The organism is Burkholderia sp. FL-7-2-10-S1-D7 (genome assembly GCF_001524185.1).
Taxonomy (GTDB): Bacteria; Pseudomonadota; Gammaproteobacteria; order Burkholderiales; family Burkholderiaceae; genus Burkholderia; species Burkholderia diffusa.
On sequence record NZ_LOWY01000095.1, the window covers coordinates 1 to 18,728 of the forward strand.

An 18,728-nucleotide genomic window follows, 5' to 3' on the forward strand; every position below is an offset into this window, starting at 1 on the left:
GGCGTGTTCACGACGGTGCAGGACGTCGCGCAGACGGTGCTGTTCCTGTCGGCGTTCCCGAGCGCCGCGCTCACGGGCCAGTCGGTCGTCGTCAGCCACGGCTGGTTCATGCAGTAACGGGCTCCGGCACGGGCGGCCGCGCCGCGCGCCGCTTGTGCTGCACGGAGCATTCGCCGGTAGTGGAACGGCATGAACAAACGCGCTCCGGGGAGCGCGTTTGTTGTTTCGGCAGGGCGGGCTGCTGCCCGCTGACACCGGCTTACTTCAGGACTGCTGCGACCGCATTGGCGACCGCATCGAGGTTGCGCGTGTTCAGTGCCGCAACGCAGATCCGGCCGGTGCCGACTGCGTAGATGCCGAACTCTTCGCGCAGGCGATCGACTTGCGCCGAGGTCAGGCCCGAATACGAGAACATCCCGCGCTGCGCGTTGATGAAGCTGAAGTCGCGATCGACGCCGCTCGCCTTCAGGCGCTCGACGAGGCCGTTGCGCATCGCGCGGATGCGATCGCGCATTTCGCCGAGTTCCTGCACCCACGAAGCGTGCAGTTCAGGCGACGCGAGCACGGCCGCGACGACGGCGCCGCCATGGGTCGGCGGGTTCGAGTAGTTCGTGCGGATCACGCGCTTCAGTTGCGACAGCACGCGCGTCGCTTCTTCCTTGCTCGACGTGATGATCGACAGCGCGCCGACGCGCTCGCCGTACAGCGAGAAGGACTTCGAGAACGACGACGACACGAACGCATTCAGGTCGGCAGCGGCAAAGAGACGCACCGCGGCGGCATCCGCCTCGATGTTCTCGCCGAAGCCCTGGTAGGCCATGTCGAGGAACGGCACGAGGTTGCGCGCCTTGACGACGTCGACGACCTGCTGCCATTGCGCTTCGGTCAGGTCGACGCCGGTCGGGTTGTGGCAGCACGCGTGCAGCACGACGATCGTGCCTGCCGCATAGCCGTTCAGCGCCGACAGCATGCCTTCGAAGTTCACGCCGTTGGTGGCGGCATCGTAATACGGGTATGCGACGACTTCGAAGCCGGCGGCTTCGAACAGTGCGCGGTGGTTTTCCCAGCTCGGATCGCTGATCGCGACCTTCGCGTTCGGGTTCACGGTGCGAAGGAAATCGGCACCGATCTTCAGTGCGCCCGTGCCGCCCAGTGCCTGCGCCGTGACCACACGGCCCGCAGCGATCAGCGGCGAATCGTTGCCGAGCAGCAGCTTCTGCACCGCTGCGTCGTACGCGGCAATCCCGTCGATCGGCAGGTAGCCGCGCGGCAGGCCGGCGTCGACACGCGCCTTTTCCGCTTCGCGAACGGCGCGCAGCAGCGGAATCTTGCCTTCTTCGTTCGTGTACACACCGACGCCGAGGTTGACCTTGGTCGGGCGCGTATCGGCGTTGAAGGCTTCGTTCAGGCCCAGGATCGGGTCGCGGGGAGCAAGCTGGACAGCGGAGAAGAGCGACATGATGATTCGGCAGTAGTGAAAAGAGGGTCAGGCTTTCAGCCGGCGGGGCAGGCGCAGCGGACCGCGCGCCAACAGGCACGGCGCCGGAAAGCGCAGCAGCCTCACATTGTAGCGAATTCACGCTGCCGGAGGCGGCGATCGCGCCGCGAATTGCGATTTCGGGCGGTTGCCGCGCGTCAGGAGCCGTCAGCGGTTCGCAACGCCGCGAAGCGCTAGAATAGTTTTTTTGCCCTCGCTCCGGCCGCACTCCATGTCCGAACATCACGCCGAAGTCGGCGACGCGCTCGACGAATCGAAATTCGTGACCTTCGAAGGGTCGCCGTTCCAGTTGTACCAACCGTATCCGCCCGCAGGCGACCAGCCGACGGCGATCGAAACGCTCGTCGAAGGTGTCGGCGACGGCCTCGCATTCCAGACGCTGCTCGGCGTGACCGGTTCGGGCAAGACCTTCACGATGGCCAACACGATCGCGCGGCTCGGCCGCCCGGCAATCGTGTTCGCGCCGAACAAGACGCTCGCGGCGCAGCTTTACGCGGAATTTCGCGAGTTCTTCCCGCGCAACGCGGTCGAGTACTTCGTGTCGTACTACGACTATTACCAGCCGGAAGCGTACGTGCCGCAGCGCGACCTGTTCATCGAGAAGGATTCGTCGATCAACGAGCACATCGAGCAGATGCGGCTGTCGGCGACGAAGAGCTTGATGGAGCGCCGCGACGTGGTGATCGTCGCGACGGTGTCGGCGATCTACGGTATCGGCAACCCGTCCGAATACCACCAGATGATCCTGACGCTGCGCACCGGCGACAAGCTCGGCCAGCGCGACGTGATCGCACGGCTGATCGCGATGCAGTACTCGCGCAACGAACAGGACTTCCAGCGCGGTACGTTCCGCGTGCGCGGCGACACGATCGACATCTTCCCGGCCGAGCACGCGGAGTTGGCCGTGCGCGTCGAGCTGTTCGACGACGAGGTCGAGACGCTGCAACTGTTCGATCCGCTGACCGGGCGCGTGCGGCAGAAGATCCCGCGCTTCACCGTGTATCCGTCGTCGCACTACGTGACGCCGCGCGACACCGTGATGCGGGCGGTCGAGACGATCAAGGACGAATTGCGCGAGCGCCTCGAGTTCTTCCACAGCAACGGCAAGCTCGTCGAGGCGCAGCGCCTCGAGCAGCGCACGCGCTTCGACCTCGAGATGCTGCAGGAGCTCGGCTTCTGCAAGGGCATCGAGAACTACTCGCGGCACTTCTCGGGCGCGGCGCCCGGCGAGCCGCCGCCGACGCTCGTCGACTACCTGCCGCCCGACGCGCTGATGCTGCTCGACGAATCGCACGTGCTGATCGGCCAGCTGAACGGCATGTACAACGGCGACCGCGCGCGCAAGGAAAATCTCGTCAACTATGGCTTCCGGCTGCCGTCGGCGCTGGACAACCGGCCGCTCAAGTTCCCGGAGTTCGAACGCAAGATGCGCCAGGTGGTGTTCGTGTCGGCGACGCCGGCCGACTACGAGCAGCGCGTGACGGGGCAGGTCGCCGAGCAGGTGGTGCGGCCGACCGGGCTCGTCGATCCGGAAATCGAAGTGCGCCCGGCGAGTTCGCAGGTCGACGACGTGCTGACCGAGATCAATGCGCGCGTGAAGGCCGGCGAGCGCGTGTTGATCACCGTGCTGACGAAGCGCATGGCCGAACAGCTCACCGAGTTTCTGGCCGACCACGGCGTCAAGGTGCGCTACCTGCACAGCGACATTGACACGGTCGAGCGCGTCGAAATCATCCGCGACCTGCGGCTCGGCACGTTCGACGTGCTGGTCGGGATCAACCTGCTGCGCGAGGGCCTCGACATTCCCGAAGTGTCGCTCGTCGCGATTCTCGATGCGGACAAGGAAGGCTTCCTGCGCGCCGAGCGCTCGCTGATCCAGACGATCGGCCGCGCGGCGCGCAACGTGAACGGCAAGGCGATCCTCTACGCCGACACGATGACCGAATCGATGAAGCGCGCGATCGGCGAGACCGAGCGGCGCCGCGCGAAGCAGATCGCGCACAACGAGAAAATGGGCATTACGCCGCGCGGTGTCGTGAAACGCATCAAGGACATCATCGACGGCGTGTACAACGCCGACGAGGCGCGCGCGGAGCTGAAGGAAGCGCAGCAGCGCGCGAAATTCGAGGACATGTCGGAGAAGCAGCTCGCGAAGGAAATCAAGCGTCTCGAGAAGCAGATGGCCGACTACGCGAAGAACCTCGAGTTCGAGAAGGCCGCCGCGACGCGCGACCAGCTTGCGCTGTTGCGCGAGCGCGTGTTCGGCGCGAACGTTGGCGACCACATCAACGGCGGCCGGTAAATCTTTCCAAACGTCACCAAAATCTGTCGGTAACGGGTCTGTAAGCCTTGTCGGATCAGGGGTTTACACGGTATCTCGTTTGTTCCGAAGCCGGTTCGGTGCTAAACTCCGCAAGTATTGAGAATAGTTCGCATTAACGTTCTTCATTGCGTTAGTGTTTTCAGCGTGCCGCCCCGGAGGCCGCACGCATGTCGTCAAGATAGTCAGACAAATAACAAGGAGTGTCCATGTTGGGTTCTTCGTTCATCCGCACGTCGGTTGCGGTAGCGGCGGCGCTTGCCGCGATGTCGGCCTCGGCGGCCGAATATCCGATCGGCAAGCAGCAGATCCAGGGCGGCATGGAGATCGGCGCGGTGTACCTGCAGCCGATCACGATGGATCCGGAAGGGATGATGCGCAAGGCGTCGGATTCCGATATCCACCTCGAGGCGGACATCCACGCGGTCAAGAACAACCCGACGGGTTTCGCGGAAGGCGACTGGATGCCGTACCTGCAGGTCACGTACAAGCTGACGAAGCAGGGCGACGCGAAGTGGAAGGCCGAAGGCGACCTGATGGGCATGGTCGCGAGCGACGGACCGCACTATGGCGACAACGTGAAGCTCGCCGGCCCGGGCAAGTATCACCTGACGATGACCGTCAAGCCGCCGATGCAGTCGGGCCACATGGCGTTCGGCCGTCACGTCGACAAGGAAACGGGCGTGGGCGCATGGTTCAAGCCCATCACCCTCGAATATGACTTCCCGTTCGCCGGCATCGGCAAGAAGGGCGGGTACTGATCGGTGGTATCACGGACGGCGCGCTTCGGCGCGCCGTCGGCGCAGAGAACCCAGAATGAAATTTCCCCAGAAAATCGTTGCCGCAGCCGCCGCGCTGTGGCTCGCCGGCGCGGCACATGCCGCCGATCTGCCGACGTTCAAGCTCGAGATGACGGACGGCAAGCTGAATCCCGCCCGCATTGAAGTGCCGGCCGGCCAGCGCTTCAAGATCGAGATCAGGAATACCGGCAAGGGCGCCGCCGAATTCGAGAGCGTGCAGTTGCGCAAGGAGAAGGTGCTTGCGCCGGGCGCGGATTCGTTCGTGGTCGTTGCCCCGCTGTCGCCGGGCGAATACAAGTTTTTCGACGATTTCCACCAGCAGGCGCAGGGCGTGATCGTCGCGAAGTAATGCGTTTTATCTGCGTGCGGGCGTACGCGTGTCTTGCGCCGCGCGTCAGGAGGATTCAATGGGTCAGATCTTGTTCATCGTCTGGCGGGAGAGCGTCGAAGCGCTGCTCGTCGTCGGCATCCTCTATGCATGGCTGAAGAACGGCGACGACGACGCGCGCCGCGGCCTGCCGTTTCTGTGGACTGGCGTGGCAGTCGGCCTGCTGATGGCGGTCGGTCTCGGCGCCGCGCTCGTCGGCTTTACCGAAGTGCTGTCCGGCGACGCGCAGGACTATTTCCAGACCGCGATGGTGCTCATCGCGTGCGTGCTGATCGTGCAGATGGTGCTGTGGATGCGCCGGCACGGCCGCACGCTGAAGCGTGACATGGAGCAGTCGCTGCAGCAGAGCACGCGCGATTCGAACTGGTGGGGCGTCGCCGTGCTGGTGGCGCTCGCGATCGCTCGCGAAGGCAGCGAGACGGTGATCTTCCTGTACGGCCTCGGTTTCGGTCAGTCGGGGCACGTGGACGGCAGCCAGATGCTCGCGGTCGTGATCGGCCTGGGCCTCGCGTTCCTCACGTTCTATCTGCTGCAGCTTGGCGGCAAGTACTTCTCGTGGCGCCATTTCTTCCGCGTCACCGAAGTGATGCTGCTGTTCCTCGGTGCGGGCCTGTTCCAGACCGGCGTCGACAAGCTGATCGACAAGGAAATCCTGCCGCTCGGCATTTCGCAGGTGTGGGATACGTCGTCGATTCTCGACGACTCCGGCACGTTCGGTTCGCTCGTCGCGACGCTGACGGGCTACCGCGCGCACCCGGCGCTGACCAACCTGATCGCCTATGCGGCGTACTGGGCAGTGGTCTGGCTGCTGATGAAGCGCGCGAGCCGTCGTCCGGTCGTCCCTGCAGGTCGCGCGGCATGAGTGTTGTTGCCGCAGCCAATCCGGGCTGGCTCGCGCGGGCCGGTCAGTGGATGCAGCGCCACGGCGCGGTGATCCGCGGCATCCAGTGGGTCGTCGTCGCCGTCTATGCGTTCCTGATCATCGTGCCCGCGGTATTGCCGCTGCCCGACGATTCCGCGCATCTGTGGAGCAATCTCACGCTGATCGCGCAGTTCGTGTTCTGGGGCATCTGGTGGCCGTTCGTGCTGCTGTCGATGGTGATGCTCGGCCGCGTCTGGTGCGGCGTGCTGTGCCCGGAAGGCGCGCTGACCGAATATGCGAGCAAGTTCGGCCGCGGCGGCGCGATTCCGCGCTGGATGCGGTGGGGCGGTTGGCCGTTCGTCGCATTCGGGCTCACGACGATCTACGGGCAGATGGTGAGCGTGTACCAGTATCCGCTCGCGGTGCTGTTCGTGCTCGGCGGCTCGACCGTCGGCGCGATCGTGATAGGCGTGCTGTACGGCCGCGAGAAGCGCGTGTGGTGCAAGTACCTGTGCCCGGTCAACGGTGTGTTCGGGCTGCTCGCGCGGCTCGCACCGATGCGCTACAAGGTCGATGAGGATGCCTGGCGTCGTTCGTACAAGAACGGCGAGCATGGGCATCGCGTGATTCCGATCAATTGCGCGCCGCTCGTGCCGTTGCGCAACATGAAGGGCGCGGCCTCATGCCATATGTGCGGCCGTTGCAGCGGGCATCGCGACGCAATCGCGCTGTCGTGGCGCTCGCCGTCCGACGAGGTCGTGAACCTCGGCGCGCAGCAGGCGAATCCGTGGGACACGGCGCTGATCCTGTACGGCCTGCTCGGCATCGCGATCGGTGCGTTTCATTGGACCGTCAGCCCGTGGTTCGTGCAGATCAAGCAATGGCTCGCGGGCTGGCTCATTGATCGCGACATCACGTGGCCGCTCGAGACGAATGCCCCGTGGTTCCTGCTCACGCACTATCCGGATCGAAACGATGTGTTCTCGTGGCTCGACGGCGGGCTGATCGTCAGCTACATCGTCGGCACGGGGCTCGTGTATGGCACCGCGCTGCTCGTGCTGCTGGCCGGCGCGACGCTGATGCTCGGCCGTTTCGACCGCGTGCGTCTCCATCATCTCGCGCAGGCGCTGATCCCGATCGCGGGAGCCGGCGTGTTCCTCGGGCTGTCGGCGACGACGCTGTCGCTGCTGCGGGCCGAGCACGTGCCGCTCGGCTGGGCGACCGACGTTCGCATCGCGATTCTGGTCGGCGCCAACGCATGGAGCGCCTGGCTCGCATGGAAGGTGACGGGGCGCTATGCGGCCTGGTCGCGTCGACTGGCGGCATTCGCGTGGTTTGCGGCAGGCCTGGCCGTGGTCGACAGCGCATGGTGGTTGATGTTCTGGGGTTTCTGACGCGGTCTTGACGGCCGTGTGGCCGGGCTCCGGAGCAGCAGGCGAGCGTATTTCGCCGTTGGGCGCCGGAACGCGCTGAAGCTGAAGTGCCGACAGCCGCGATGTCTTTCTCTTTGCATCCGGACGCACCGACAAAAAAAAGCGACACGTCGAAGGACGTGTCGCTTTTTTTCTTCCTTGTGCGAGAACCAAAAAAGTGGCTTGGCTTGCTGCAACGGCTGCTTGAGTGTGTTTGCACGAAGGGGTCTAGATCTCGCGTGCAAGCCGTTACGCTGGCTACTGCCCAACACCTCTCAGGGAGGTGGTCCCCACAATACTCTGTCGTTACTTCGTCAGGATCAGTTTGCCGAGCCGCGTGGCACGCAACTGATACGTCTCTCCGTTGTGCGCGATGCTGATGTGGCTGCGGCCTTGCAGCAGCGCATCGCTGCTGAGGGTCCGGGTGCCGGCATCGTGGCTACCGGCGGGTTTCGCCGGCGTCGTGACCGCTGCCGTCTTTTGACGGTTGGCGCTTGCGGTGCCGGTCGTACGGCGCAACGTCAGCGTGTTCGGGCGCGTGGTGTCGGTCATTCGGTTGATCGGTGACTGTCGATACGATGGAATGAATTCTAAATGATAACTATTTCCATTTACAAAAACTCTTTATCGATCAATATGACAAATCCGATAGCTTGAATCAAAGGGGCGGCCCGCAGGCCGCCGTCGACGTCAGTGGAGCGGGTCAGGGTCCTTGCGTCCCTGTGCGTATTCGCGGATCAGGCGCACCGTGTCGATGTCCGACGTGCGATACGCTTCCTTGACGATGCCGTGCGTCTGGCGCGCTTCCTCGCTGTCGTCCGTGACGGTCAGCGTCGTTTGGTATTCGAAGCGCAGGAACAACTCGTGGTCGTCGCGTTCCTCGATCGTCATCGTCAGCGAGCCGCCGATTTCGCCGCCGGCCGCATGGATGTCGTAGCGCACTTGCTGGTTCGGGGTGAACGTCACGCGGTCGCGCACGGTCGCATGCCCGTAGTGCAGCTCGCGTTCGAGCGTGGTATCCGTCCGTTCATGGACGACACAGCTGTCGAGGCCGATCACGAACAGCTGCGGCTGTTCGGCGCGCAGCACGAGGCCTTCCCAGAGCTGTTCGCGGGTAAGGGACGGCACGGCCGGATCGTCGGAGTTGATCTGGATCAGATGTTCGAAGTTCAAGGGTACGGGTTCCTTCTGGTGGCGGGCGGCCACATGGATCAAAAAAACATTGTGACGCAAAACGCGCCGCTTCGCGGCACCTGTGGCCCCGATCGGACGTCATGCCTCGATGCGCCCCATGCGGCCGGTCTGGTAGTCGATGACGGCCTGCCGGATCTCTTCCTCGGTATTCATCACGAACGGGCCATAGCGGACGATCGGCTCGTTGAGCGGCACGCCGCCGATCAGCAGCAGGTCGAGCGGCATATCGCCGGCCTCGAACGTCACCGCGTCGCCATCGTCACCGTAGACGATCATCTGTCGCGCGTCGATTTGCTGCCTGTCGGGCCCGTAGCGGCCGGCGCCCTCGAGCGGGTAGGCGAACACGCGATAACCTGCCGGCACCGGCTGCGTGACCGTTGCACCCGGTTGCAGCGTGAAATGCTGGTAGAGGATCGGCGTGCGCGTCTCGATCGCCGCACGCACGCCGAAGGCTTCGCCGGCGATCACGCGGACCCGCGCGAGGCCGTCGGGCGACGTCGCGCTCGGGATGCGGTCGGCCGGGATCTCCTGGTAGCGCGGTGCGATCAGCTTGTCGCGCCGCGGCAGGTTGACCCACAGCTGAAACCCGTGCGAGCGTCCGCCGGCCTGCGCGAACTCGGGATCCGGCATTTCGCTGTGCACGACGCCCGCGCCGGCCGTCATCCACTGCACGTCACCGGGCCCGAGCGTGCCGGCATGGCCGGCCGAGTCACGATGACGAAAACGCCCGTCGAGCACGTAGGTGACCGTCTCGAAGCCGCGATGCGGATGGTCGGGCGCGCCCTTGGCTTCGCCAGGGGCATAGTCGACGGGGCCCATTTCGTCGAGCAGCAGGAACGGATCGAAATCCATCAGCAGCCGGGTCGGGAACGGGCGATGAACCACGAAGCCGCCGCCTTCGGTCGTGCGAAGCGCGGGGTACGTGCGGTCAAGCGAGCGAGCGGTCGTCATGCAGAAGCCCTCGATATCATCGGAATAGCGTCATTTTTGAAACATGGCGCTATTATATTGGGCGTTTTACGGTCCGATTTGCGGCGGTTCGCAATGGATTGTTCTGAAATTGGAACGATGACATGAACATCGATGCACACAACCTGAACGACCTCATGTACTTTTCGCAGGTCGTCGAACACGGCGGTTTCTCGGCTGCGGAACGCGTGCTGGGTATCTCGAAATCGCGCCTGTCGCGGCGCCTGACCGAACTCGAGGCGGCGCTCGGGGTGCGCCTGCTGCAGCGCTCGACACGCAAGCTCGCGCTGACCGAGGCGGGCGAGCTGTTCTACCAGCATTGCCAGGCGATGCTCGCCGAAGCCCAGGCCGCGATGAACGCCGTGCAGCAGCTGCGCTCGTCGCCGCGCGGCTCGGTGCGCGTGAGCGTCCCCGTGACGTTGTCGCAGACGATGCTGTCGCGCATCCTCCCCGAATTTCTGCACCGCTATCCCGAGGTGAAGGTGCACATCCGTGTGACGAATCGCGTGATCGACCTGTTCGAGGATTCGATCGACGTTGCGTTGCGCGTGCGCTCGGAACCGCCGCAGAACGCGAACATCGTCGTGCGGCCGCTGTGGCGGACCGAGCAGATGCTGGTCGGCGCGCCGAGCCTGCTGAACCAGAATGCGCCGCCGCTCGTGCCGGACGATCTGGCGCACTTCGAGACGCTCGATACGCCGAGCGTCGACGGGCGGCACGTGTTCAGCCTGATCGCGCCGGACGGCACGCGTCACTTGCACGAGCACGACCCGCGGCTCGTGACGGCCGATCTGATGACGATCCGCGAGGCGGTGCTCGATGGCCTCGGCATCGCGGCGCTGCCGGAAATGATGTACGGCAATGCGTTGCGTGCGGGGCAGTTGTCGCCGGTGATGCCGGGCTGGACGCTGCCGGTGCCGCAACTCTATGCAGTGTTCGTGTCGCGGCAGGGCATGCCGCCCGCCGTGCGCGCGTTCGTCGACTATCTGGTCGAGAAGCTCGACCATGGCGAATACAAGCAGCCGGGGTGCCCCGAGCGCGCGAAACAGGACGCGGCGGCGGCCGATGCTTCGGCCACCTGAATGCAAGATGCGCGTCGTGGCAAATTTGTTTTGTCATTGAAGCGCCGCCGGCAATCGCAAGTTTCAATCGCCGGGACCTTGAATGCATGCGCGGGCAGGCCTATATTGAAATCCCATTTCGCGAAGGAAGTTCTGAGCGGAATCAGGTGGCCGCATATATTGTGAGCCAGATAGGGCAGAACGCGCAGTCCGTGCAGACCACGGTATAGTCGCATTTGCGTTGCTCGAGGCGCAACCGATACCGCCGAAGAGCCCGCCGCCCGAAGGCGCCCGCGTGCGCATGAAAAAAGGCCTTCATCTGGCGATGAAGGCCTTTTACTTTGTGCGCGGCCGGCGAGGTGCGGCCGGCTAGGTGTGGGCGGCCAGGCTTGGCCGGCGAGGTGCTCCCGACCACACCACCGTCGCGTAGCGAATGCGCGTGTGTTACTTCGCCTTCGCAGTCGGCTCCGTCACGAAGCCGAGCTTCGTCAGGCCGCCGGCCTGCGCATCGGACATCAGTTCGGCCACACGCTCATACGCAACCTTGCGGTCGGCGCGCAGGTGCAACTCCGGTTGCGGCTGATGCTGTGCCGCTTCCGCGATGTGCGCCTGCAACTGCTCGCGCGTGACCGTCTGGTCGTTCCACAGGATCGTGCCGTTGCCCTGGATCGCGACGTCGACGGTCTGCGGCTTTTCGTCGACGGGCTGGCTGCTCGCGTGCGGCAGGTCGATCTTCACCGCGTGCTGCATCGCCGGAATCGTCACGAGGAAAATGATCAGGAGTACGAGCATGACGTCGACGAGCGGCGTCATGTTGATCTCGCTCATCACGCCATCGTCGTCGTCATCGCTGAAGCCGGTGTTCATTGCCATGGTTCACCTCGTCTCAGCTGGCGCGCGAAGCAAGGCGCAGGCCGTCGCGGGTCGACGACGACGCGAGGCGCGCACCCGTCACGAAGTATGCGTGCAGGCCGTGCGCGAAGCGGCGCAGCTTGCTGACGACGCCCTTGTTCGCACGGGTCAGTGCGTTGTAGCCGAGCACGGCGGGAATCGCGACGAACAGGCCGAAGGCCGTCATGATTAGCGACTCGCCGACCGGGCCCGCGACCTGGTCGATCGATGTCTGGCCGGTTGCGCCGATTGCGAGCAGTGCGTGGTAGATGCCCCAGACCGTGCCGAACAGGCCGACGAACGGCGCCGTGCTGCCGATCGACGCGAGAATCGCGAGACCGGCCTGCATGCGCGAGATGCCCTCGTCCATCGTGTCCTTCAGGCAGCGCGTGACCCAGTCCGACACGTCCATGCGGTCGTGCAGGTGCGGTTGCGTCTGATGGTGGTGATCGGCGGCTTCCTTGCCCGACAGCGCGAGCGCGAGGAACGGGTTGTCGCTCGGCGTCGATGCGGCGAGGCCGAGCTTCTTGATGCCGTCGTCGAAATCGTCCGAATGCCAGAATGCCTGCTCGGCATTCTTCGTGAGACGGTTCAGGCGAACCACGTTCCAGCCCTTGACGATGATCACGATCCACGACAGGACCGACATCACGAGCAGCGTGATCGCGATGGCGCGCGTGACGAAATCACCTTGCGCCCAGACGTGCGCGATACCGTAGCTTTGCATTTTTGTTTCCTTTGAATCTTTCGAATGAGGCGGGTTAATCGTCGAGCGTGAAGTTGAAGGGCAGCGTATGGGCGGCGCGGATCGGTTGCCCGTTCTCGAGGTACGGCGGGCAGGTGCTGGCGCGTGTCGCATCCAGCGCTGCCTCGTCGAGGCGTGGGTAGCCGCTGCTCTTTTGCAACTCGACACTTTCGATCTTGCCCGTCAAGCCGATGACGAAGTGAACATAGGCCGTGCCCGTTTCGCCGCGGCGACGCGACATCGACGGATAGGTGGGCTTCACGAAACTGCACTTGAGCGCCGATACGTTCTTCGGCGCGCTGACCTGCATCGTCTCACGGGCCGGACCGGACGTGGCCGCCGGCGCTGCGGGCGCCGCGGCGGGTGCCGTGGGCGCGGGTGTCGGAGCGGCTGCCGGGGCGGGCGTCGGAGACGGTGATTGTGCGACCGGCTGGGGCGTCGGCTTGACTGCCTTCTGTACCGGTTTCGGTTCGACCTTCGGCTTGACGCGCGGCGTGGGCTTCGGTGGCGCGGGTTGCGCAACCGATTCGACCGCGACCGGCTGGGCGGCCGGCGCAGGCGGGATGAGCTGTGCCGTGATCGACTGGACTTCGACCGTCTTCGGCGGCGGCGCGTTGCGATGGAGCCACGCGGCCGTCAGCATGATCGCATGTGCGGCAAGCACACCGACCGCGACGGTGATGACCCGGGGATTCATACGTGGGGCAGCCGGCAAGACGCCGGCAGGAGCGGATTGCGAAGCCTGCATGTTAGCTTGAAAGAACGACGTCGCACCCGGGGCGCGGCGGGTGAATCGGTATTACTTGCGGAAGATCAGCAGCGAGATGCACACGGTGGTCACAAATCCGATCAGCAATTCCATGACAGGCTCCTTGGCAAGGTAAGCCGCTGGCTCGCGCGAAAGGTGGCTTGCTGACGGATGGACATCAAATGCGGCTTCAGCCGCACGGGTACGCTCGGCGCCGCTCAGGCGGCCTTGCGGTCGTAGAACGTGACCGGGATCGGATGAGCATGATGCTCGACACCGCATCGGCTTGCGCAGACGCCTTGCTCGGCCATGAGGTCGCGTACGGACTCCTCGCACTTGCCGCAGCACGTGGCCACGCCGAGCTCGAACTGGAGTTCGTCGAAAGAACTCACGCCCTCGGCGAGGGACGCGCGAATCTTGCGATCGGAAACAGACTTGCACACGCAGACGATCATGATGAGTTGCGATGGCTAACGGTAATGCGAATTATTATCATTAAATTTGTGGACGTTGACAAGCCTGGGTTCGGCTTTTTTTAAGATCATCGGACCCTTGAAACGGGAGGCGGGGCGGGAGAGGGCGAACCGGCGGCGTGCCGGCCCGCGTCAGACGGTCGCGCAGGCGCGCGCGTTCGGCGAGGAAATGGTGACGGATTCGACCGGCGCGTCGAGGCCGAGCAGCGACGATGCGAGTGCGCGCAGTTGCAGGCCGTCGCTCGTCGAGCAGAAGCGTGGCGGCGCGGCACGCGTGCCGGCCGGCGCGCGCAGGCCGCGTTCGTCGAGCACCCGCGTGAGCTGCCGGGCGATGGCATCGCTCGTATCGACGATCGTCAGCCGGTCGCCGACAAGATCACGGATCGTTTCCGTGAAGAACGGGTAGTGCGTGCAGCCGAGCACCAGCGTATCGGCGCCGTCGTCGAGCATCGGCTGCAGGTAACGCGCGAGCAACGCGCGCAACGCGGGCGAGTTCGTGTCGCCGCGTTCGATCGCTTCGACGAGCCCGTGGCCCGGCTGGCAGATGAAGCGACGGCCGGCGCCGTAGCGGTCGAGCAGCGCCTGGAAGCGCGGGCTGTTCAGCGTCGATTGCGTGGCGAGCACGCCTGCGACACCGGTCGCGGACAGCGCGGCGGCCGGCTTGATGCCCGGCTCGACGCCCACGAGCGGTATCGACAGGCGCTCGCGGATGGCTGCGATCGCTCGCGCCGTCGCGGTGTTGCACGCGATCACGAGCGCTTTCGCGCCTTCTCGGGCTAGCCACTCGCCGATGGCAAGCGTGCGCTCCGTAATGAATGCCTCGTCGCGCGGACCATACGGTGCATGGTGCGAATCGGCAACATAGACGAACGACTCGCCGGGCAGGTGCGCGCGCGCGGCACGCAGCACCGACAGGCCGCCGAGCCCCGAATCGAAGATGCCGACGGGGGCGCTGGGGCTGACCCCGGAAGCGGCTGGTTGGTTCGTCGTCGTCATGCGGAAGGCGAGGTGGCGATCGTGGCGGGTGTGGCGCTTACTCGGGCGAACCCATCATCGTCTGCTGGTAGTTCTGCAGGCCGACCTTGCCGATCAGGTCGATCTGCGTTTCCAGCCAGTCGATGTGCTCTTCGGTGTCGTCGAGGATCTTTTCGAAGATCTCGCGCGACACGTAGTCACGCACCGATTCACAGTAAGCGATCGCTTCCTTGCACGTGGCCTGCGAGACCTGCTCGAGCTTCAGGTCGCACTTCAGGATCTCTTCGGTTTCCTCGCCGACCAGCAGCTTGTGCAGGTCCTGCAGGTTCGGCAGGCCGTCAAGCATGAACACGCGCTCGATCAGCCAGTCGGCATGCTTCATTTCGCCGATCGATTCGTCGTATTCGTGCTTGCCGAGCTTCTCGAGGCCCCAGTGCTTGTACATGCGCGCATGCAGGAAGTACTGGTTGATCGCCGTGAGTTCGTTTTTCAGTTGGGCGTTCAGGTATTCAATGACTTTCTTGTCGCCTTGCATGGCTGTTCCTTGTTCAGTGGGGCTTCAGAAACCGAACGATAATCGCTCGAACGAGAAAAGCCAAGCCTCGAAGCCTTGTCGGGCTTGCCTTTTGCGTGTAATGAGAATCAGCCGTGAATAACCGGCTGAACGCAATAACGAGAACGAGAAGCAAAAAGGCCGGACATCCGTCCGGCCTTTCGTGCGATCGCGTTTAAGCGGTTGCGACCGGGATCTTGCCGATCTTCGCCTGCCACTCCTTCGGACCGGTCTGGTGCACCGACGTGCCCGACGAATCGACGGCGACCGTCACCGGCATGTCCTGCACGTCGAACTCGTAGATCGCTTCCATGCCGAGGTCTTCGAACGCGAGCACCTTCGCGCCGCGGATCGCCTTCGACACGAGGTAAGCCGCACCGCCGACCGCCATCAGGTACGCCGCCTTGTGCTTCTTGATCGCGTCGATCGCGACCGGGCCGCGCTCGGCCTTGCCGACCATCGAGATCAGACCCGTCTGGGCGAGCATCGTCTCGGTGAACTTGTCCATCCGCGTGGCCGTCGTCGGGCCTGCCGGGCCGACCACTTCGTCACGCACCGGATCGACCGGGCCGACGTAGTAGATCACGCGATTCGTGAAGTCGACCGGCAGCTTCTCGCCCTTCGCGAGCATGTCGGCGATGCGCTTGTGCGCGGCGTCGCGGCCCGTGAGCATCTTGCCCGACAGCAGCAGCGTCTGGCCCGGCGTCCAGCTCGCGACTTCTTCCGGGGTCAGCGTATTCAGGTCGACGCGCTTGCTGGTTTCCGTGTTGGGTTCCCACTGGACCTTCGGCCAGGCGTCGAGCGACGGCGCTTCAAGCTTGGCCGGGCCCGAACCGTCGAGCACGAAGTGCGCGTGGCGCGTGGCCGCGCAGTTCGGGATCAGCGCGACCGGCTTCGACGCCGCGTGCGTCGGCGCGGCCATGATTTTCACGTCGAGCACGGTCGCGAGGCCGCCGAGACCCTGCGCGCCGATACCGAGCGCGTTGACCTTCTCGTGCAGTTCGACGCGCAGTTCCTCGACCCAGTCCTTCGGGCCGCGCGCGATGATTTCCTGGATGTCGATCGGCTCCATCAGCGATTCCTTCGCCATCAGCATCGCCTTTTCGGCAGTGCCGCCGATGCCGATCCCGAGCATGCCCGGCGGGCACCAGCCCGCGCCCATCGTCGGGACCGTCTTCAGCACCCAGTCGACGATCGAGTCGGACGGGTTCAGCATCACGAACTTCGACTTGTTCTCCGAGCCGCCGCCCTTCGCCGCGACCTGCACGTCGACCTTGTCGCCCGGCACGATCTCGTAGTGGATCACGGCCGGCGTGTTGTCCTTCGTGTTCTTGCGGGCACCTTCCGGCGGATTGACGATCGACGCGCGCAGCACGTTGTCCGGGTGCGTGTAACCGCGGCGCACGCCTTCGTTGATCATGTCGGTGAGACCCATCGTCGCGCCGTCCCAGCGCACGTCCATGCCGACCTTCACGAAGATCGTGACGATGCCGGTGTCCTGGCAGATCGGGCGACGGCCTTCCGCGCACATGCGGCTGTTCGTGAGGATCTGCGCGATCGCGTCCTTCGCGGCCGGGCTTTCTTCCAGCTCGTACGCGCGGCCGAGGGCCTGGATGTAGTCGAGCGGATGGTAGTAGCTGATGTACTGCAGCGAATCCGCGATGCTCTGGATCAGGTCTTCCTGTTTGATGACGGTCATGGCTGAGACTCTGTGAGGACTGTGGGGAATACGTTTATGCGTTGGCGGCGGCCGGCTTGCGGGGCTCGTTCGCTGCAGGCGCGTGCGCGTCGCGGGCGTGCGGCTCGTGGAAATGGGCCGGGTGCGTGTGCGTCGTCAGGCGGTCGACCCACGCCATCACGAGCGCCGACACGAGGAACGACACGTGGATGATCACCTGCCACATGATCGCGTGCGTCGTGTGCTGGTCGGGGTTGATGAAGGTCTTCAGCAGGTGGATCGACGAAATGCTGATCAGCGCCATCGACAGCTTGACCTTCAGCACGCCCGCGTTCACATGGTCGAGCCACTCGGGCTCGTCGGGGTGGCCCTCGATGCCGAGGCGCGACACGAACGTCTCGTAGCCGCCGACGATCACCATGATCAGCAGATTCGAGATCATCACGACGTCGATCAGGCCGAGCACCGCGAGCATCACGCTGATCTCGTCGAGGCTCGTCGCGTGCGACAGCAGGTGCCAGACTTCCTTCAGGAACAGGAACACATAGACGGCTTGCGCGACGATCAGGCCCAGATAAAGCGGAACCTGGAGCCAGCGGCTCATGAAGATCAGCGCGGGCAGCGGGCGCAGGGGACGACGGATGGAGCCGGGCGAATGCGGGGCAGACATGGTGGAGGGTCGGGCGCTGGACGCAGGTATCGGGGGTAATCTTGAAAAGGCGCGCTATTGTAACGCGTCGGCCGGCGCGACTGCAGCGACGCGCCGGGGCTGCCGGGGACGGATCAGGACGCGGCGGCGGGCACGCGCTTCACGCGCAGGCTCGCGAGCACGATGCCGCTGACGACGCACGCGAGCGCGATGCCGTGCGCGAGCGTCGGACGTTCGCCGAGGAACGCGATGCCGTACGCGGCGGCCGCGACCGGCAGCACCGCGCTGAACACGCCGGCGAGGCTGCCCGGCACGTGCCGGATCCCTTTCATCCACAGCCAGAACGAGAAGATGCTGGCCGACAGCCCGTACCAGACGACGAGCGCCCACGTACCGGCCGGCACGCTCGCGTAATCGAAATGCCACAACGCCGACGCGCCGAGCGGCAGCATCAGGCACAGGCCGAACAGGTGCGTATACGCGCAGATGTCGATCGGCGCGAGTGTCTGCGTGAGCCGGCGCGACAGGATCACGTAGATCGATTCGCAGCACACGGCGCCCAGGATCAGCAGGTTGCCGGTCAGCGAGCCGGCCGAGGTGCCCCCGGCGCCGTGCGCGGACGCGCTGCCAGCGCTGCCGTTGGCGAGGTTGATCGTCACGACGCCGGCGATTGCGAGCGCAATCGATACGAGCGCACGGCCGTTCGGTTTTTCACGCAGGATCAGCCACGCGAACAGCGCGACGATGGCCGGGATGGTGCTCGTGATCACGCCGGCCGCGACCGCGCTCGTGCGTTGCACGCCGTTGAGCATCAGCAGCGTAAACATGAAGGTGCCGAAGAATGCCTGCAGGAACAGGTTCAGCCATTCCGCGCGCCGGACCGTACGCATCTTCACCGGGCTGAACAGCGGCCACAGCACGGCGATCGCGATCACGAAGCGCAGCGTGGCGAGGATGGCGACCGGGACGAAGACGACGATGGATTTGCCGATACCGACGTTGCTGCCGACAAACAGCATCGACAGGATGAGGAAGAGGGCGTAGCGATTCAAGCTGGAATCCGGGAGGCGAGTTCAGTTAGGATTGTAGGGTCGCGGTCGCAACAGCGTAAAGCAGACTGCAAGGCGCCGCCGCGCGGCGTGCGAAACGGCGATGTCGCGTAAGTGACGGGTAAGTTCGAGCGCTTATCGTGGATATGGCCGGGCCGTACGTCCACCGTCTCGTGACGTGGTGCGGCGCAGCATCGCGCGCAGCCTTCGGGCGCGCGCGGGTGATTGGGAGACAGCGGCGCGCAAGCGCCGGCCAAGACGCGGCGCGCACGATCGCGCCGCCATGCAGAGGATTCATGTTCACCAAGGGGTAGTCGATGTCTGCGATTGAATCGGTTCTTCACGAAACCCGTCAGTTTGCGCCGCCCGAGGCGCTCGAGAAGGCGGCGACCATTTCCGGCATGCCGGCTTACCAGGCGCTTGCCGCCGAGGCCGAGCAGGATTACGAGGGCTTCTGGGCGCG

The 18,728-nt window shown here is 64.7% G+C and carries 19 protein-coding genes and 2 pseudogenes; 8 read left to right on the forward strand and 13 right to left on the reverse strand.

Features of this window, described 5'->3' with window-relative positions; genetic code table 11:
• A pseudogene (locus WS75_RS33930) lies at positions 1-117 on the forward strand (3-hydroxybutyrate dehydrogenase); the annotation flags it as partial.
• Positions 118-259: 142 nt separating this feature from the next.
• On the opposite strand, the gene WS75_RS27950 reads toward WS75_RS33930, so the two are convergent.
• Complete coding sequence (locus WS75_RS27950; protein ID WP_059685426.1) at positions 260-1,459, reverse strand: amino acid aminotransferase; 1,200 nt, start codon at positions 1,457-1,459, stop codon at positions 260-262.
• 250 nt (positions 1,460-1,709) lie between these two features.
• Between WS75_RS27950 and uvrB the strand changes: the two genes are divergently transcribed.
• The 5 genes from uvrB to WS75_RS27975 all read left to right on the forward strand — a co-directional run bounded on the left by uvrB (position 1,710) and on the right by WS75_RS27975 (position 7,262).
• Entirely contained in the window at positions 1,710-3,800 is a 2,091-nt protein-coding gene (gene uvrB / locus WS75_RS27955) for an excinuclease ABC subunit UvrB (RefSeq protein ID WP_059685428.1), read from the forward strand.
• 227 nt (positions 3,801-4,027) lie between these two features.
• Positions 4,028-4,579 (forward strand): iron transporter, encoded by a 552-nt coding sequence (locus WS75_RS27960; RefSeq protein WP_059685430.1) that lies wholly within the window; start codon positions 4,028-4,030, stop codon positions 4,577-4,579.
• A gap of 55 nt (positions 4,580-4,634) precedes the next feature.
• The gene (locus WS75_RS27965; protein WP_006760846.1) at positions 4,635-4,967 is read left to right on the forward strand and encodes a cupredoxin domain-containing protein; all 333 of its coding nucleotides are present in this window, start codon (positions 4,635-4,637) and stop codon (positions 4,965-4,967) included.
• Between the two features lie 58 nt (positions 4,968-5,025).
• Positions 5,026-5,868, forward strand: a complete 843-nt coding sequence (locus WS75_RS27970; RefSeq protein ID WP_059685432.1) for an FTR1 family iron permease — start codon at positions 5,026-5,028, stop codon at positions 5,866-5,868.
• The gene (locus tag WS75_RS27975; RefSeq protein ID WP_059685434.1) at positions 5,865-7,262 is read left to right on the forward strand and encodes a 4Fe-4S binding protein; all 1,398 of its coding nucleotides are present in this window, start codon (positions 5,865-5,867) and stop codon (positions 7,260-7,262) included. Before WS75_RS27970 ends, WS75_RS27975 begins: the two co-directional genes overlap by 4 nt.
• A 324-nt stretch (positions 7,263-7,586) precedes the next feature.
• Here the strand turns inward: WS75_RS27975 and hemP are convergent, their stop codons facing one another.
• The 3 genes from hemP to WS75_RS27990 all read right to left on the reverse strand — a co-directional run bounded on the left by hemP (position 7,587) and on the right by WS75_RS27990 (position 9,425).
• The gene (gene hemP / locus WS75_RS27980) at positions 7,587-7,832 is read right to left on the reverse strand and encodes a hemin uptake protein HemP (protein ID WP_059685436.1); all 246 of its coding nucleotides are present in this window, start codon (positions 7,830-7,832) and stop codon (positions 7,587-7,589) included.
• Positions 7,833-7,970: 138 nt separating this feature from the next.
• Complete coding sequence (locus tag WS75_RS27985; RefSeq protein WP_059685439.1) at positions 7,971-8,453, reverse strand: SRPBCC family protein; 483 nt, start codon at positions 8,451-8,453, stop codon at positions 7,971-7,973.
• Positions 8,454-8,552: 99 nt separating this feature from the next.
• Positions 8,553-9,425, reverse strand: coding sequence for a pirin family protein (locus WS75_RS27990; protein WP_059685441.1), 873 nt, complete (start codon positions 9,423-9,425; stop codon positions 8,553-8,555).
• A 122-nt stretch (positions 9,426-9,547) separates the two neighbouring features.
• On the opposite strand from WS75_RS27990, the gene WS75_RS27995 reads away from it, so the two are divergent.
• Positions 9,548-10,525 (forward strand): LysR family transcriptional regulator, encoded by a 978-nt coding sequence (locus WS75_RS27995; RefSeq protein WP_059685444.1) that lies wholly within the window; start codon positions 9,548-9,550, stop codon positions 10,523-10,525.
• 423 nt (positions 10,526-10,948) lie between these two features.
• On the opposite strand, the gene WS75_RS28000 is transcribed toward WS75_RS27995, so the two are convergent.
• The 9 genes from WS75_RS28000 to WS75_RS28040 all read right to left on the reverse strand — a co-directional run bounded on the left by WS75_RS28000 (position 10,949) and on the right by WS75_RS28040 (position 18,268).
• A complete protein-coding gene (locus WS75_RS28000; RefSeq protein ID WP_059685446.1) occupies positions 10,949-11,377 on the reverse strand; it encodes an ExbD/TolR family protein in 429 nt (142 codons plus the stop codon).
• 13 nt (positions 11,378-11,390) lie between these two features.
• A complete protein-coding gene (locus WS75_RS28005; RefSeq protein WP_059685449.1) occupies positions 11,391-12,122 on the reverse strand; it encodes a MotA/TolQ/ExbB proton channel family protein in 732 nt (243 codons plus the stop codon).
• A 34-nt stretch (positions 12,123-12,156) separates the two neighbouring features.
• Positions 12,157-12,888: an energy transducer TonB gene (locus tag WS75_RS28010; protein ID WP_059685451.1), complete on the reverse strand. Its 732-nt coding sequence runs from the start codon at positions 12,886-12,888 to the stop codon at positions 12,157-12,159.
• 218 nt (positions 12,889-13,106) lie between these two features.
• Positions 13,107-13,343, reverse strand: coding sequence for a (2Fe-2S)-binding protein (locus WS75_RS28015; RefSeq protein ID WP_011885486.1), 237 nt, complete (start codon positions 13,341-13,343; stop codon positions 13,107-13,109).
• A 150-nt stretch (positions 13,344-13,493) separates the two neighbouring features.
• Entirely contained in the window at positions 13,494-14,357 is an 864-nt protein-coding gene (murI, locus tag WS75_RS28020) for a glutamate racemase (protein WP_059685455.1), read from the reverse strand.
• Positions 14,358-14,394: 37 nt separating this feature from the next.
• On the reverse strand, positions 14,395-14,871 hold the full coding sequence (gene bfr, locus WS75_RS28025; protein ID WP_059685458.1) for a bacterioferritin: 477 nt from the start codon (positions 14,869-14,871) through the stop codon (positions 14,395-14,397).
• Between the two features lie 193 nt (positions 14,872-15,064).
• On the reverse strand, positions 15,065-16,588 hold the full coding sequence (locus WS75_RS28030) for a fumarate hydratase (protein WP_059528380.1): 1,524 nt from the start codon (positions 16,586-16,588) through the stop codon (positions 15,065-15,067).
• Between the two features lie 34 nt (positions 16,589-16,622).
• Positions 16,623-17,237, reverse strand: a complete 615-nt coding sequence (locus tag WS75_RS28035) for a TIGR00645 family protein (RefSeq protein WP_059685461.1) — start codon at positions 17,235-17,237, stop codon at positions 16,623-16,625.
• Positions 17,238-17,350: 113 nt separating this feature from the next.
• The gene (locus tag WS75_RS28040; RefSeq protein WP_059685463.1) at positions 17,351-18,268 is read right to left on the reverse strand and encodes a DMT family transporter; all 918 of its coding nucleotides are present in this window, start codon (positions 18,266-18,268) and stop codon (positions 17,351-17,353) included.
• Between the two features lie 314 nt (positions 18,269-18,582).
• Between WS75_RS28040 and WS75_RS33935 the strand changes: the two are divergent.
• A pseudogene (locus tag WS75_RS33935) lies at positions 18,583-18,728 on the forward strand (AMP-binding protein); the annotation flags it as partial.

Excerpts from the sequence above, each read along its gene's own strand:
- WS75_RS27950 (WP_059685426.1), bottom strand. The coding sequence starts at position 1,459 with ATGTCGCTCTTCTCCGCTGTCCAGCTTGCTCCCCGCGACCCGATCCTG.
- uvrB (WP_059685428.1), top strand. The coding sequence starts at position 1,710 with ATGTCCGAACATCACGCCGAAGTCGGCGACGCGCTCGACGAATCGAAA.
- WS75_RS27960 (WP_059685430.1), top strand. The coding sequence starts at position 4,028 with ATGTTGGGTTCTTCGTTCATCCGCACGTCGGTTGCGGTAGCGGCGGCG.
- WS75_RS27965 (WP_006760846.1), top strand. The coding sequence starts at position 4,635 with ATGAAATTTCCCCAGAAAATCGTTGCCGCAGCCGCCGCGCTGTGGCTC.
- WS75_RS27970 (WP_059685432.1), top strand. The coding sequence starts at position 5,026 with ATGGGTCAGATCTTGTTCATCGTCTGGCGGGAGAGCGTCGAAGCGCTG.
- WS75_RS27975 (WP_059685434.1), top strand. The coding sequence starts at position 5,865 with ATGAGTGTTGTTGCCGCAGCCAATCCGGGCTGGCTCGCGCGGGCCGGT.
- hemP (WP_059685436.1), bottom strand. The coding sequence starts at position 7,832 with ATGACCGACACCACGCGCCCGAACACGCTGACGTTGCGCCGTACGACC.
- WS75_RS27990 (WP_059685441.1), bottom strand. The coding sequence starts at position 9,425 with ATGACGACCGCTCGCTCGCTTGACCGCACGTACCCCGCGCTTCGCACG.
- WS75_RS27995 (WP_059685444.1), top strand. The coding sequence starts at position 9,548 with ATGAACATCGATGCACACAACCTGAACGACCTCATGTACTTTTCGCAG.
- WS75_RS28000 (WP_059685446.1), bottom strand. The coding sequence starts at position 11,377 with ATGGCAATGAACACCGGCTTCAGCGATGACGACGACGATGGCGTGATG.
- WS75_RS28005 (WP_059685449.1), bottom strand. The coding sequence starts at position 12,122 with ATGCAAAGCTACGGTATCGCGCACGTCTGGGCGCAAGGTGATTTCGTC.
- WS75_RS28010 (WP_059685451.1), bottom strand. The coding sequence starts at position 12,888 with ATGCAGGCTTCGCAATCCGCTCCTGCCGGCGTCTTGCCGGCTGCCCCA.
- WS75_RS28015 (WP_011885486.1), bottom strand. The coding sequence starts at position 13,343 with ATGATCGTCTGCGTGTGCAAGTCTGTTTCCGATCGCAAGATTCGCGCG.
- murI (WP_059685455.1), bottom strand. The coding sequence starts at position 14,357 with ATGACGACGACGAACCAACCAGCCGCTTCCGGGGTCAGCCCCAGCGCC.
- bfr (WP_059685458.1), bottom strand. The coding sequence starts at position 14,871 with ATGCAAGGCGACAAGAAAGTCATTGAATACCTGAACGCCCAACTGAAA.
- WS75_RS28030 (WP_059528380.1), bottom strand. The coding sequence starts at position 16,588 with ATGACCGTCATCAAACAGGAAGACCTGATCCAGAGCATCGCGGATTCG.
- WS75_RS28035 (WP_059685461.1), bottom strand. The coding sequence starts at position 17,237 with ATGTCTGCCCCGCATTCGCCCGGCTCCATCCGTCGTCCCCTGCGCCCG.